Origin of the sequence: Pseudoalteromonas tunicata (assembly GCF_002310815.1) — a bacterium.
In the GTDB taxonomy this organism is placed as follows: Bacteria; Pseudomonadota; Gammaproteobacteria; order Enterobacterales; family Alteromonadaceae; genus Pseudoalteromonas; species Pseudoalteromonas tunicata.
Map to the genome: position 1 here is coordinate 3,414,422 of NZ_CP011032.1, position 14,742 is coordinate 3,429,163.

Consider the following 14,742-nt stretch of genomic DNA (forward strand, 5'->3'; position numbering starts at 1 on the left):
TCATACAAACCACTTTGGCGTTGTATGGTTAAGCCTCACGGGTAATTAGTATTGGTTAGCTTAACGCCTCACAGCGCTTCCACACCCAACCTATCAACGTTGTAGTCTCCAACGGCCCTTCAGAGAGCTTATAGCTCTAGTGAGAACTCATCTCGAGGCTCGCTTCGCGCTTAGATGCTTTCAGCGCTTATCGATTCCGAACGTAGCTACCGGGCAGTGCCATTGGCATGACAACCCGAACACCAGCGGTTCGTTCACTCCGGTCCTCTCGTACTAGGAGCAACCCCTCTCAATTCTCAAACGCCCACGGCAGATAGGGACCGAACTGTCTCACGACGTTCTAAACCCAGCTCGCGTACCACTTTAAATGGCGAACAGCCATACCCTTGGGACCGACTTCAGCCCCAGGATGTGATGAGCCGACATCGAGGTGCCAAACACCGCCGTCGATATGAACTCTTGGGCGGTATCAGCCTGTTATCCCCGGAGTACCTTTTATCCGTTGAGCGATGGCCCTTCCATTCAGAACCACCGGATCACTATGACCTACTTTCGTACCTGCTCGACTTGTCCGTCTCGCAGTTAAGCTTGCTTCTACCATTACACTAACCGTACGATGTCCGACCGTACTTAGCAAACCTTCGTGCTCCTCCGTTACTCTTTAGGAGGAGACCGCCCCAGTCAAACTACCCACCAGGCACTGTCCGCAATCCCGATTAGGGACCTACGTTAGAACATCAAAACTACAAGGGTGGTATTTCAAGGACGACTCCACAAGAACTAGCGTTCCTGCTTCAAAGTCTCCCACCTATCCTACACATGTAGGTTCAATGTTCAGTGCCAAGCTATAGTAAAGGTTCACGGGGTCTTTCCGTCTAGCCGCGGGTACACAGCATCTTCACTGCGATTTCAATTTCACTGAGTCTCGGGTGGAGACAGCGTGGCCATGATTACGCCATTCGTGCAGGTCGGAACTTACCCGACAAGGAATTTCGCTACCTTAGGACCGTTATAGTTACGGCCGCCGTTTACCGGGGCTTCGATCAAGAGCTTCGCGTTGCCGCTAACCCCATCAATTAACCTTCCGGCACCGGGCAGGCGTCACACCGTATACGTCATCTTGCGATTTTGCACAGTGCTGTGTTTTTAATAAACAGTTCCAGCCACCTGGTTACTGTGACTGCCAATAGCTCCGGGAGCAAGTCCCTTCACCATCAGCAGCGTACCTTCTCCCGAAGTTACGGTACTATTTTGCCTAGTTCCTTCACCCGAGTTCTCTCAAGCGCCTTAGTATTCTCTACCTGACCACCTGTGTCGGTTTGGGGTACGATTCTTCATGAACTGAAGCTTAGAGGATTTTCCTGGAAGTATGGCATCAACAACTTCACTACCGTAGTAGCTCGTCTCGTATCTCAGTCTTAAGGAAACCCGGATTTACCTAAGTCTCCAACCTACTTACTTTCACATGGACAACCAACGCCATGCCTGCCTAGCCTGCTCCGTCTCCCCATCGCATTCATGCCGAGTACGGGAATATTAACCCGTTTCCCATCGACTACGCGTTTCCGCCTCGCCTTAGGGGTCGACTCACCCTACCCTGATTAACATGGGATAGGAACCCTTGGTCTTCCGGCGTGGGAGTTTTTCACTCCCATTATCGTTACTTATGTCAGCATTCGCACTTCTGATACCTCCAGCAACCCTCTCGAATCACCTTCAACGGCTTACAGAACGCTCCCCTACCCCGCATACAAAGTACGCAGGCGCATCTTCGGTGGTATGTTTAGCCCCGTTACATCTTCCGCGCAGACCGACTCGACCAGTGAGCTATTACGCTTTCTTTAAAGGATGGCTGCTTCTAAGCCAACCTCCTGGCTGTCTGGGCCTTTCCACATCGTTTCCCACTTAACATACACTTTGGGACCTTAGATGGCGCTCTGGGTTGTTTCCCTCTTCACGACGGACGTTAGCACCCGCCGTGTGTCTCCCGGATAGTACTTTACGGTATTCGGAGTTTGCAAAGGGTTGGTAAGTCGGGATGACCCCCTAGCCTTAACAGTGCTCTACCCCCGTAAGTATTCGTCCGAGGCTCTACCTAAATAGATTTCGGGGAGAACCAGCTATCTCCCGGTTTGATTAGCCTTTCACTCCTAGCCACAAGTCATCCCCTAACTTTTCAACGTTAGTGGGTTCGGTCCTCCAGTTGATGTTACTCAACCTTCAACCTGCCCATGGCTAGATCACCGGGTTTCGGGTCTATACCTTGCAACTATACGCCCAGTTAAGACTCGGTTTCCCTACGGCTCCCCTAATTGGTTAACCTCGCTACAAAATATAAGTCGCTGACCCATTATACAAAAGGTACGCAGTCACACCACGAAGGTGCTCCTACTGCTTGTACGTACACGGTTTCAGGTTCTATTTCACTCCCCTCACAGGGGTTCTTTTCGCCTTTCCCTCACGGTACTGGTTCACTATCGGTCAGTTGGGAGTATTTAGCCTTGGAGGATGGTCCCCCCATATTCAGTCAAGATAACACGTGTCCCGACCTACTCGATTTCACTTACTATAGATTTTCGTGTACGGGGCTATCACCCTGTGCCGCTGTCCTTTCCAGAACATTCCACTAATCACAAATAAACTTAAGGGCTGCTCCGGTTTCGCTCGCCGCTACTTCCGGAATCTCGGTTGATTTCTTTTCCTACGGGTACTTAGATGTTTCAGTTCTCCGCGTTCGCCTCATATAGCTATGTATTCACTATATGATAGTGAGTAAACTCACTGGGTTTCCCCATTCGGAAATCCTAGTCTCAAGCGCCTTTTACTAGCTTGACTAGGCTTATCGCAAGTTAATACGTCCTTCATCGCCTCCAACTGCCAAGGCATCCACCGTGTACGCTTAGTCACTTAACCATACAACCCAAAATAGTTTGAGTTATACATAAAGGACTGATTTAAACTTCGCCAGAAGTTAAATATTGAATACTAAAGTAGACACCAATCACATCTTTCGATGCAAATGGCATAATTTTACTTTTGAAAACTCTTTCAAATCTTTCGATTCAAAGAATTTTTTCTATCAGCTTTCCAAATTTTTAAAGAGCAATATTAATTAAACAGCCTAAGCCGTTTAACTAACAATCATCTGTGTGGACACTGCGAACAAATCAGTTCTAAATCGTGATAAGGAGGTGATCAAGCCCCAGGTTCCCCTAGGGCTACCTTGTTACGACTTCACCCCAGTCATGAATCACACCGTGGTAACCGCCCTCCCGAAGGTTAAGCTAGCTACTTCTGGTGCAACCCACTCCCATGGTGTGACGGGCGGTGTGTACAAGGCCCGGGAACGTATTCACCGCAACATTCTGATTTGCGATTACTAGCGATTCCGACTTCATGGAGTCGAGTTGCAGACTCCAATCCGGACTACGACGAGCTTTAAGGGATTCGCTCACTATCGCTAGCTTGCTGCCCTCTGTACTCGCCATTGTAGCACGTGTGTAGCCCTACACGTAAGGGCCATGATGACTTGACGTCGTCCCCACCTTCCTCCGGTTTATCACCGGCAGTCTCCTTAGAGTTCCCGACATTACTCGCTGGCAACTAAGGATAGGGGTTGCGCTCGTTGCGGGACTTAACCCAACATCTCACAACACGAGCTGACGACAGCCATGCAGCACCTGTCTCAGAGTTCCCGAAGGCACAAAGCTATCTCTAGCGATTTCTCTGGATGTCAAGTGTAGGTAAGGTTCTTCGCGTTGCATCGAATTAAACCACATGCTCCACCGCTTGTGCGGGCCCCCGTCAATTCATTTGAGTTTTAACCTTGCGGCCGTACTCCCCAGGCGGTCTACTTAATGCGTTAGCTTTGAAAAAGTTGTCCGAGGACCCCAGCTTCTAGTAGACATCGTTTACGGCGTGGACTACCAGGGTATCTAATCCTGTTTGCTCCCCACGCTTTCGTACATGAGCGTCAGTGTTGACCCAGGTGGCTGCCTTCGCCATCGGTATTCCTTCAGATCTCTACGCATTTCACCGCTACACCTGAAATTCTACCACCCTCTATCACACTCTAGTTGACCAGTTCGAAATGCAGTTCCCAGGTTGAGCCCGGGGCTTTCACATCTCGCTTAATCAACCGCCTGCGTACGCTTTACGCCCAGTAATTCCGATTAACGCTCGCACCCTCCGTATTACCGCGGCTGCTGGCACGGAGTTAGCCGGTGCTTCTTCTGTCAGTAACGTCACAGCTACGTTCTATTAAAACGTAACCTTTCCTCCTGACTGAAAGTGCTTTACAACCCGAAGGCCTTCTTCACACACGCGGCATGGCTGCATCAGGCTTTCGCCCATTGTGCAATATTCCCCACTGCTGCCTCCCGTAGGAGTCTGGACCGTGTCTCAGTTCCAGTGTGGCTGATCATCCTCTCAAACCAGCTAGAGATCGTTGCCTTGGTGAGCCATTACCTCACCAACTAGCTAATCCCACTTGGGCCAATCTTTAGGCGTGAGGCCCGAAGGTCCCCCACTTTGGTCCGTAGACATCATGCGGTATTAGCAGTCGTTTCCAACTGTTGTCCCCCACCTAAAGGCATGTTCCCAAGCATTACTCACCCGTCCGCCGCTCGTCACCCAAGAAACAAGTTTCTCTGTGCTACCGCTCGACTTGCATGTGTTAGGCCTGCCGCCAGCGTTCAATCTGAGCCATGATCAAACTCTTCAATTAAAAGTTTTTAGTCTTTCGACTGCTCAATGAATTCTGTTTATGACTGTGTAGCCACTCACTTTACTAAATTGAGACTCTAAATTTTTTGCTTCATTCAAAACCGAAGTTTCGAACTAAGCTGTTAGAACTCAATCTGTACGAGTGCCCACACAGATGATTGCTTAAATTGTTAAAGAACGTTGCAGCGCCAACCCTAAGAGCTTGCTGCGAAGTGGAGCGCTATAATAAACGTTTCACTTTTCAAGTCAACACTTAATTTTAAATTCTTTCGAAGCAAACTAAGTTTTACTTAACTCTCTGACTCAACCTTCATACCCCGCTAAGCGTGGTGTGCTGCCGTGTCAGTGGGGTCGCATTATAGGGCGGCGAACTTTTTTGGCAAGCGTTATTTTGCATAAATTTACGATTTATTTCACTTAGTTAGTCATACAGACTTAACACCACCTTACCCTCACCTTATTCACAAAAACCTGTGGATAACTAAATGAAATAACCCATTTGAAATGGTCAGACCGTTAGCTTTTCGCACTGATGTATTTATTGTGATAGATTAGCCCACCGTTTTTAAGCGCTACTTACTATTTATATAAGGTATCTTTTTTATGATTGAACTCATAAATAGCTTCAGTGATTTACTTTGGGGCCAAATTTTAGTTTATCTTTTAGTTTTTGCAGGTTTGTACTTTACGATCCGCTTGGGATTTATTCAATTTACGCAATTCCCACATATGATCAAAGTAATGTTTAATAGCAGGCAAAATTCTAAAGATGGAATTTCATCGTTCCAGGCATTTTGTACTTCATTGGCTGCAAGAGTTGGCACCGGTAATATGGCCGGTGTTGCAGTAGCACTTTATTTAGGCGGCCCGGGTGCTATTTTTTGGATGTGGCTTATTGCTTTAATCGGTATGGCCACTAGTTTTGCTGAAAGTACCTTAGCGCAAGCCTATAAAACACGCGATGACGCAGGTAATTTCCGTGGTGGTCCTGCTTATTATATGGAAATAGGATTAGGCAAACGCTGGATGGGTGTGATCTTCTCCCTGTGCCTAATTTTAGCATTTGGTTTAGTATTTAATGCCGTGCAATCTAATTCTATTGCTGCAGCGTTTGAAGTGGCCTTTGATTTACCAAAACACTACGTTGGTATTGCGTTAGTTATTGGCTCTGCTTTTATTATCTTTGGTGGTATCAAAACTATCTCGCGTTTTGCTGAAGCTGTGGTGCCTGCTATGGCTGGTGTTTATCTATTAGTTGCACTTTATATAGTGGCTATCAATATCACTGCTTTACCCGATGTTGCGATGCTTATTTTTAAATCTGCATTTGGTCTTGAACAAGCAGGCGCTGGCGCGATTGGTTACGGTATCACGCAAGCAATGATCCAAGGGATTAAACGCGGTTTATTTTCAAACGAGGCTGGTATGGGTAGTGCAGCCAATGCTGCAGCTACAGCAACACCTAATCCTCCGCACCCGGCATCTCAAGGATATGTGCAAATGTTGGGGGTATTTGTTGATACAATCGTTATTTGTACTGCTACAGCCGCGATTATTTTATTATCAGGCCTGCTAGAGCCAAACTCAGGCCTTACTGGTATTGCGCTCACTCAAGCAGCCCTTGTATCTCAAGTTGGCCCGTGGGGCGCTTATTTTATTGCAATCGCTATTTTATTCTTTGCCTTTACTTCTATTGTTGCTAATTACTCTTACGCTGAAACCAATTTAATGTTCTTAGAACATAATCACGCTAAAGGCATGTTTATTTTCCGTATTATGGTATTAGGTATGGTGATGTTTGGTGCTGTTAGTGAGCTAGGTTTAATTTGGACGCTTGCAGATATTTCAATGGGCTTGATGGCCATTGTTAATATTATCGCACTCTTTATGTTATCTGGCGTAGTGGTATGGCTTAGTAAAGATTATCAAAATCAATTAAAAGCAGGAAAGGTTCCTACTTTTGACCGTAAAGCTCACCCGAAACTTGATAAAGAGATACCTAAGGATATTTGGTAATTCACTGTTGAGTCTATCTAAATTATAAAAAACCATGTTGAGACAATTCAACATGGTTTTTTATTCTGTCGATTTTACGCCTCATCAAGCACACTTTAGTTATTAATGAAAATACAATACATCTATCTATGTATGTATGGTTTTCAATTTTTTACCTCGCTTACTATTTGATTAATTATTTTTGGGTAATAAAACCTTAAACTCAGCACCAGAAAGTTCTTTTGAGTCGCCAATGACTAGCGTGGCGTTGTGCCAATCAAGCACACGTTTTACAATAGCTAAACCTACACCATGCCCTTTGTAGTTTGAATCACTCTGCGCTGCTCGTATAAAGGGCTTAACGATTTGTTCTCGTAAATCTACCGCGATTCCTTTGCCATTATCTGAGACTCGAAAAATAAATGAGTTCTTATCAGATTCCAGTGTAATAATGACTTTACCTTGGCCGTAATTTATCGCATTTTGAATAATATTGTTGAAAACCATCTTTAGATAATTTCGGTCAGCTATTACTCTCGTTTGACTAGCGCTACAGCTAAATCCGATTTCAACTTTTTCACTTTGCTTGCTCTCAATGCACTCATTGATTAATTCAACCAGTTCCACTGACACTTTTTTCAGTGTCAGTGTTTGTTGGTCAAGCCGAGCAAAGTTCAATAAAGCTTCAACAAGCAATGTCATTTCATCAACGTCTTTGCCTAATTTTTGTTGCAATCTGTTTCGATGTTTATCATCTACAACCTCTTCTAAGGTATCAAGACCAAATCGTATCCTAGCTAATGGTGTTCGTAGATCGTGAGATACGGCTGTACTAAGTAATTTAACATCGCCAACTAGACTATTTATACGCCTAGCCATTGTATTAAATTCAAGTTCAATATCTCTAATATAAGAAATTGAGTTTGCCGGAATTTGCTCATCTAACTTACCATTACCAAATGACTTAGCGGCGTTTCTTAATGAAGATAACTGTTTTAACAAAGGAAAGGCCCAAATCAGAAAGAGCAAAATGAGCAACAGATAAAAAGAAAGTGTCAGCATATATTGCTGGTAAGTGTATTGATTAATCTGCGTTAGCCTAGGTGATTCTAGTACCAGTATTTGTTTTTTAACACTAAGGTAATAGTGGAACAATTGGGTATTTTGAGTTGCTAGAATAACCACATCTCCTTGCTTAAGTTGTTGTATTAGTTCTTGCGGTAATTCTGCTTCGTCAATAGCACTTAATGAAATATTATAATCGCTTGTATTTGGCCAATTCGATAACAGTTCGTCGGTGTTTGATGTTTTATCCATTGCTATCGCTAAGTCTCGACCTAGTGCTTCAGCCATTTCAATCGATGTTAAAGGTTGCTGATCTTGTTGGTATTGCTCATAGACCCTATCAAACAACCAACCTAGGCTGGCCGTGGCTAAAATGGTTACACCAACCAAAGATATTAGTAAATAACGCATAAATTACCAGGCACTCTTTACCAACAAATAACCTTTGCCCCAAACCGTTTTAATGCGGTATGGCTTACTTGGGTTATCATTCAATTTCTTACGCAATTTAGAGACGATTAAATCGACAGTGCGGTCAAAGCCATCGTAATCAAAGCCCCTCAATGCTTGAATTAACTCATCACGTGTAACTGTATTGCCTGCACGTTCTGCAAGTAGCCACAATAAATCGAATTCATTTGAGGAGATATCAACTATCTTGTTATTAAGCTCAACCGAACGAGCTTGCTTGTCAATGCTAAAATCACCATATTGAAAACTATCTGAACTACGCCCTACTTCACTCTCAATATCCTGACTTCGTTTCATAATAGTTTGTCGTTCTAAATGCTTACGAATTTTAGTAGAAAGTACATTGGCCCTAAGGGGTTTAGTTAAGTAGTCATCAGCCCCCATTTCAAGGCCGAGTACTTCATCTAATTCTTCATCTCGTGCAGTCACCATAATAATGGTATTGGCAAAAGCGGGGCGAACGGCTTTTAACACATCAATACCATCCAAACCTGGTAACATGCCATCAAGAATGACTAAGTCTGGATTCTGCTCCTGAATAATTTGCACAGCCAAATCACCACGTTCTTGCACTGTGACTTGATAGTGCTTCATTTCAAGGTACTCTTTTATCCAATCAGCTAGGCTAATGTCGTCTTCAACGAGTAAAATATGGGCGGTATGCTGTGTTGTTAAGGTCATAATATGTTTTACTAGCGTCTCTAATTTATTATTTTAATTCATTGTCCAAGATAGCATGTATCACTTGGTCTGATTCCGCTTCACATTGCACATCTAAGCCGCAATTAAAAAAAGCAGTAATACTAGTCTGTGTATCATCAATGAAAATATTAGCCGTAGTATATCCAGCTTCTAAACCTCCGTGATGGTAAACTGTTTTGTTATTTAACTTTTCTTTAAAAATACCTAGACCGTATTCAGTGCTTTCATTTATTTTTACAATTGATTCAGGTTCAAAGAAACGCGCCCGTACATCTTCAGAAAGTGAGGAGTCTACTGCAACGATATTCCTTAATAGTAGTGCCAAATCTTCAACGTTAGATCTTAGTGGTGCATCGGCAAAACCGATAGATTCATAAAAGGGCTTAGTGTTAAAAGTGCCGACTATATCGTCTTTAAAGTACCCTGAAACAATATCTCCAAATTGCATTTCTATACCCCCATAAAAACTAGAATGCATTCCAAGAGGTTCTAAAATTCGATTTCTTATGGCAACAGAGTGGTGCTCTGCTAATAATTTATCAAGAATTAATCCAATTAATAAATATCCTGTATTAGAGTAATTAAATGTTTCTCCAGGAGTAGAATAAGCGGGTTTATTGAGTGCAAAAGTGAGCGCAAATTGATCTAGTTTTAACTGCTGAGGATCAGACGCTAAAACTGCATTATAAAAATTGTCTGCTGTTGTTTCATCTAAATAATCGAAAACTCCCGCCGTATGATTGAGCAATTGTCTGATAGTTATGTTGTCACTGTTTTCAATTTGGGCCAATATCTCAGCATCCAAAAAATTGTGAATCTTGTCATCTAAGTTAAGTAGACCTTCTTGCTCAAACAATACAGTTAACAATGCCGTTAGCTTTTTACCCGCACTACCACTAGGCATAACATGATAAATTTGCATTGGCGCTTGAGTCTCTATGTCAGCAAGACCCGCAGCGCCAAGGAATTTATTATCTGGGGTTTCAACCAATAGTACAATGCCCGGCACTGCATCAGAAATGGCTTTATCAATAATAGTCTGATAGTTAAACTGTTGCTGGACTGGAGGGATGGGCGGTAATGTAACTTGTTCAGCTTTGTTTGCTTTACCACTTGAGCAACCTAATATTGAAAAGCTTGCAACCATTGCAAGTAACCATTTTTTACGTTCAATTTTAAGCATCTGAAACATTCCTTAAGTTATTAAATTCGATTTTAGTTTTTGTTTTACGAAACAAGCTTAAAGTGACTAACTTGGTTTTGACGTATAAAGATATTTAGAAATGTAGCTTTTTGTATAAAGTGGCTTGATAACAGGTTAGCTAAAATGAAAAAGCGCACTAAATGGTGATTCAATGCGCTTTATTATTGCCTAGGAGCTTAAGTGGAAATTAAAAGACTCGCCATGACGAGTGGGAAAACTTCTCTTTTTTATATACCCAAGCTAAGGGAAGTCGGTTGCTAATTATCTCCTGTTCATTTTTTGTATCGGTTAATGTGTAAATAAGATCATCAGTTATTTCAACTTCTTGGGAGAATGTTCCTTGTTTACTCGATAACCAGCACTGTAGTAAATTACTTTGCAACGAAGAAAATAAACAATAATCACCCGCATCTCCTACTTGCCAAACAACCGTTACATTGACATAACAGACTTGACCCTGTTTTAAAGAAACACACTTGGTGGGTATAATCTTTAGCTCAGGCAAGCTATCTGATTGTTTTGCTTGCGTAGTTAGAACAACGCTAGGTAAAACAAAAAGCGTAAATAATGCTAGTAGAATAGTAAGTAGAATAAATGCTTTGTTGGTAAAATTAGAATACATACTTCACCACTAATGCTGCTTCCGCAACCTTATTACCATCAACTAGAGGACTTTCACTTACTCCTGAGGGCAGCAGCGTTGTTCTAATAAACCCCTCAAAAACCCAATCTTCGTTAATCGGGTAACTAGCCCCTACTTGTCCCGTATACTCAAAGCCAGCTTCACCTCGATAATAAGCTAAGCCTTCAATTTCATTAATGCCATAGAAATAATTAACTACATCTTTATTACGATACTCTACCCCGAAACTAGCGTAGACATTCCAGTTATAAAAATTGTAATTCTGACTTAACCAAGCTGAAGTGTACAAACCTCCATCAGGGTCACCACTAGCTCCTGCGACAATAAGCTTCAAGTGAGTATTATCAAAATCACCTAAAATTCGCAATCCTAGTTTGGAGTGGCTTACTCTTCGACTGTTGATATGAGACTCAGGTAATATATGATCTAAATCTCTATGATTCATTGCTAACTGAAGGTCATATGCCCAATTATCAGTATTAAGAAAATTATAGCCTAAAGATAATACTGTAGCTTGCTGTTTAGAAGTTCCGTGGGGGAACTCAACAAAAAAACCATATTTTTGATAACGACCATTTATGTATAAGTCAAAACCTGAATCATTCTCATCGTCAAAAATAAATGGATCCGACTCAACACCTAAGCCAATTCCTATATCAAGATAGGCACCATCACGAATATTCTCTGTATCGGCCCAAGCTTGTGTGGACGTTATCAGCATGATGTGGCTGAGAGCATATAATGTTGAAATAAACAATAATTTGAAAGTATTCACTCTTTCTTCCAGTTAAAGTGAGTTAATGTAAACGAATGGTAACTAACCAAATTAGAATGTGACGTATAGGTTTGTAAAAAAATGTATAAGAGTGTAGCTATTGAAGAAACCCATCCTTAATATCTGCTAACTACACAAGTAAATATGGTCAAAGCTGTGAGATGAATTGTCCAGAATTTCAATTAACATAACGACCGCTTTAGCCGGAAGAGCAGCCGTTAGCGAAAGAATGGTTAATGTCTTTTGTACGAATGATGAAACCATGAAAACAATTACCCTAAGGTGAAAATAGCCAATAGCACAAACAAAAAAGCCTAAATATCGCTATTCAGGCTTTCGTTTATAAAATGATTGGGTCACACAGAATAGAGTTTAAACCCTATTACATCATTCCACCCATACCGCCCATTCCACCCATGCCGCCCATATCTGGTGCTGAGTTGTCTTTTGGTACTTCGGCAATCATTGCTTCTGTTGTGATCATTAAACCTGCGATTGAAGCAGCAAATTGTAATGCTGAACGCGTTACTTTAGTTGGATCTAAAATACCCATTTCAATCATGTCGTTGTATTCACCAGTAGCTGCATTGTAACCAAAGTTACCTGCACCAGCTTTAACAGCGTTAACAACAACAGATGCTTCATCACCCGCATTCGTTACGATTTGACGAAGTGGTGCTTCCATTGCGCGAAGGGCAACTTTAATACCGTGGTTTTGATCTTCGTTATCACCACGTAAGTCAGCAAGTTTGCTTGCTGCACGAACAAGTGCAACACCACCGCCAGGTACAACACCTTCTTGAACCGCTGCGCGAGTGGCATGTAATGCATCATCTACGCGGTCTTTTTTCTCTTTCATTTCGATTTCGGTTGCTGCGCCTACTTTGATTACCGCTACGCCACCTGACAGTTTAGCCATACGCTCTTGTAGCTTTTCTTTGTCGTAATCAGACGTTGCTTCTTCGATTTGTGCTTTGATTTGTGCAACACGACCAACAATACCGTCTTCTTCGCCAGCACCATCAATAATTGTTGTATCATCTTTAGTAATAACAACACGTTTTGCAGTACCTAAATCTTCTAATGTTGCTTTTTCAAGCTCTAAACCGATTTCTTCAGAAATAACGGTACCACCAGTTAATACCGCAATGTCTTGTAACATTGCTTTACGACGATCACCAAAGCCAGGCGCTTTAACTGCTGATACTTTAACAATACCGCGCATGTTGTTTACAACTAGTGTTGCTAATGCTTCACCTTCAAGGTCTTCTGCAATAATAAGTAATGGTTTACCTGATTTTGCAACTGCTTCAAGTGTTGGTAATAACTCACGAATATTAGAGATTTTTTTATCTACTAATAAAATGTATGGGTTATCTAATTCAACAGCGCCTTTTTCTGCATTATTGATGAAGTATGGTGATAAATAACCACGGTCAAATTGCATACCTTCAACAACATCTAATTCTGTCTCAAGTGCTTGACCATCTTCAACAGTGATAACACCAGATTCGCGGCCTACTTTTTCCATTGCTGTTGCAATGATTTCACCGATTTCTGTGTCTGAGTTGGCTGAAATTGTACCTACTTGTGCAATCGCTTTTGCATCGGCACACGGAACTGACAGAGCTTTTAATTCAGCAACGGCTGCAATGACCGCTTTATCAATACCACGTTTAAGATCCATTGGGTTCATGCCAGCTGCAACTGCTTTTAAACCTTCGTTCACGATTGACTGTGCAAGTACTGTTGCTGTAGTTGTACCATCACCCGCTGCATCATTAGCTTTAGACGCAACTTCTTTAACCATTTGTGCGCCCATGTTTTCGAATTTATCTGTTAATTCGATTTCTTTCGCTACGGTTACACCATCTTTAGTGATGATTGGTGAGCCAAATGATTTGTCGATTACAACGTTGCGACCTTTAGGGCCTAATGTTACTTTTACTGCATCAGCTAAAATATTTACGCCAACTAACATTTTACCGCGCGCTTCGCCTGCAAATAGCACTTCTTTTGCTGCCATGTTCAAAATCCTCTAAATTCGTTTATTTCGTAAAAACATTAATTATTAATGAAGGGTTTGCCTTAGGTTGATTAACCTACGATCCCTAGGATGTTGTCTTCACGCATGATCAAGTATTCTTGACCTTCAATTTTCTCAACTTTCTCAATATAAGAACCAAATAATACGGTATCGCCAGCTTTAACTTCTAACGCGCGTAGTTCGCCGTTATCTAACACTCGGCCGTTACCTACTGCTAACACAGTACCACGTGTTGATTTTTCTGCTGCAGAACCGGTAAGTACGATACCGCCAGCTGATCTTGTTTCTTCTTCAAGACGTTTAACAATCACACGGTCGTGTAGAGGACGAATATTCATTGGGTTGTTCTCCTAACTATCTCTGTTGTTTCAGAAAAAATTGACTAAGTTTAGTATGCCTACATAAATGGGGATGCTATGTTCAAATCCCAAGCATATTTGATAAAAAATTATTCTTTACGCTGAAACTCACCTTCAATGGTTGAGTTTGTCTTACTAATACGTTCGCTACGGATCTCGGTATATTCTTCACTCTCGTACACATTACTCTGTTGTTGTGAATGCTGCTGATAATAAAATCCTGAATTTTGAGATCCCATTTTCATGTGGGCATTTTTACCCAGTTGGCTGGCTAATTTGGCGCGTACCGCAGGCACCAGTAGTAATAGACCAAAAATATCCGTCATTATACCTGGGGTTAACAATAATACACCGGCAATAATGATACACACGCCGGCTAATAATTCATTGGTTGGCATCTGCCCTTGGGCCATTTGCAGCTGGGCATTTTGTAACGCACTTATACCTTGCTGTTTCACTAATTTAGCACCAATAAAGGCGGTTAAAATAACAAGTGCAATTGTGCTCCATCCACCTATAACGTCACTCACCTGAATTAACAACGCGATTTCAATAATCGGAACAATAATAAATAACACAAATAATGCTTTAAACATGGAGACTCTCTTTGCTCGTGAATGAAATTAAAGTGGGGGTACGTCGGTCTATTTTCAAGACTTTAAGTAGTCAAATACTGATCTTCGACAAAAAATACGTTATAAGGAAACAAACTTGGAACTAACCCTAGCCGTATCATGTCAGTTGACTTAGGAGATA

General features: G+C 42.1%; 9 protein-coding genes and 2 rRNA genes. 1 reads left to right on the plus strand and 10 read right to left on the minus strand.

The features are described 5' to 3' along the window. Window positions 1–24 precede the first annotated feature (24 nt). Both PTUN_RS15445 and PTUN_RS15450 read right to left on the minus strand, forming a co-directional pair. Window positions 25–2,913, minus strand: a 23S ribosomal RNA gene (locus PTUN_RS15445). Window positions 2,914–3,184: 271 nt separating this feature from the next. Beyond that, window positions 3,185–4,726 (minus strand): 16S ribosomal RNA (locus PTUN_RS15450). The 16S and 23S rRNA genes sit together here, the layout of an rRNA operon. A gap of 602 nt (window positions 4,727–5,328) precedes the next feature. Here PTUN_RS15450 and PTUN_RS15455 point away from each other — a divergent pair. Beyond that, a complete protein-coding gene (locus PTUN_RS15455; RefSeq protein WP_009840497.1) occupies window positions 5,329–6,741 on the plus strand; it encodes an alanine/glycine:cation symporter family protein in 1,413 nt (470 codons plus the stop codon). A gap of 171 nt (window positions 6,742–6,912) precedes the next feature. Here PTUN_RS15455 and PTUN_RS15460 read toward each other — a convergent pair whose 3' ends face one another. The 8 genes from PTUN_RS15460 to PTUN_RS15495 form a co-directional block, all read right to left on the minus strand. Further along, on the minus strand, window positions 6,913–8,196 hold the full coding sequence (locus tag PTUN_RS15460) for an ATP-binding protein (RefSeq protein ID WP_009840498.1): 1,284 nt from the start codon (window positions 8,194–8,196) through the stop codon (window positions 6,913–6,915). Between the two features lie 3 nt (window positions 8,197–8,199). Further along, entirely contained in the window at window positions 8,200–8,937 is a 738-nt protein-coding gene (locus PTUN_RS15465) for a winged helix-turn-helix domain-containing protein (RefSeq protein WP_009840499.1), read from the minus strand. 28 nt (window positions 8,938–8,965) lie between these two features. Next, on the minus strand, window positions 8,966–10,141 hold the full coding sequence (locus PTUN_RS15470) for a serine hydrolase domain-containing protein (protein ID WP_157742137.1): 1,176 nt from the start codon (window positions 10,139–10,141) through the stop codon (window positions 8,966–8,968). 208 nt (window positions 10,142–10,349) lie between these two features. Next, entirely contained in the window at window positions 10,350–10,784 is a 435-nt protein-coding gene (locus PTUN_RS15475) for a DUF3019 domain-containing protein (protein WP_009840501.1), read from the minus strand. Beyond that, the gene (locus tag PTUN_RS15480) at window positions 10,774–11,580 is read right to left on the minus strand and encodes a MipA/OmpV family protein (protein WP_232285048.1); all 807 of its coding nucleotides are present in this window, start codon (window positions 11,578–11,580) and stop codon (window positions 10,774–10,776) included. The genes PTUN_RS15475 and PTUN_RS15480 overlap by 11 nt, the downstream gene beginning before the upstream one ends. A 382-nt stretch (window positions 11,581–11,962) precedes the next feature. After that, entirely contained in the window at window positions 11,963–13,606 is a 1,644-nt protein-coding gene (gene groL / locus PTUN_RS15485) for a chaperonin GroEL (RefSeq protein WP_009840503.1), read from the minus strand. Window positions 13,607–13,677: 71 nt separating this feature from the next. Next, complete coding sequence (locus tag PTUN_RS15490) at window positions 13,678–13,965, minus strand: co-chaperone GroES (RefSeq protein WP_009840504.1); 288 nt, start codon at window positions 13,963–13,965, stop codon at window positions 13,678–13,680. A 110-nt stretch (window positions 13,966–14,075) separates the two neighbouring features. After that, window positions 14,076–14,582: an FxsA family protein gene (locus PTUN_RS15495; RefSeq protein ID WP_009840505.1), complete on the minus strand. Its 507-nt coding sequence runs from the start codon at window positions 14,580–14,582 to the stop codon at window positions 14,076–14,078. Between the last annotated feature and the right edge of the window lie 160 nt (window positions 14,583–14,742).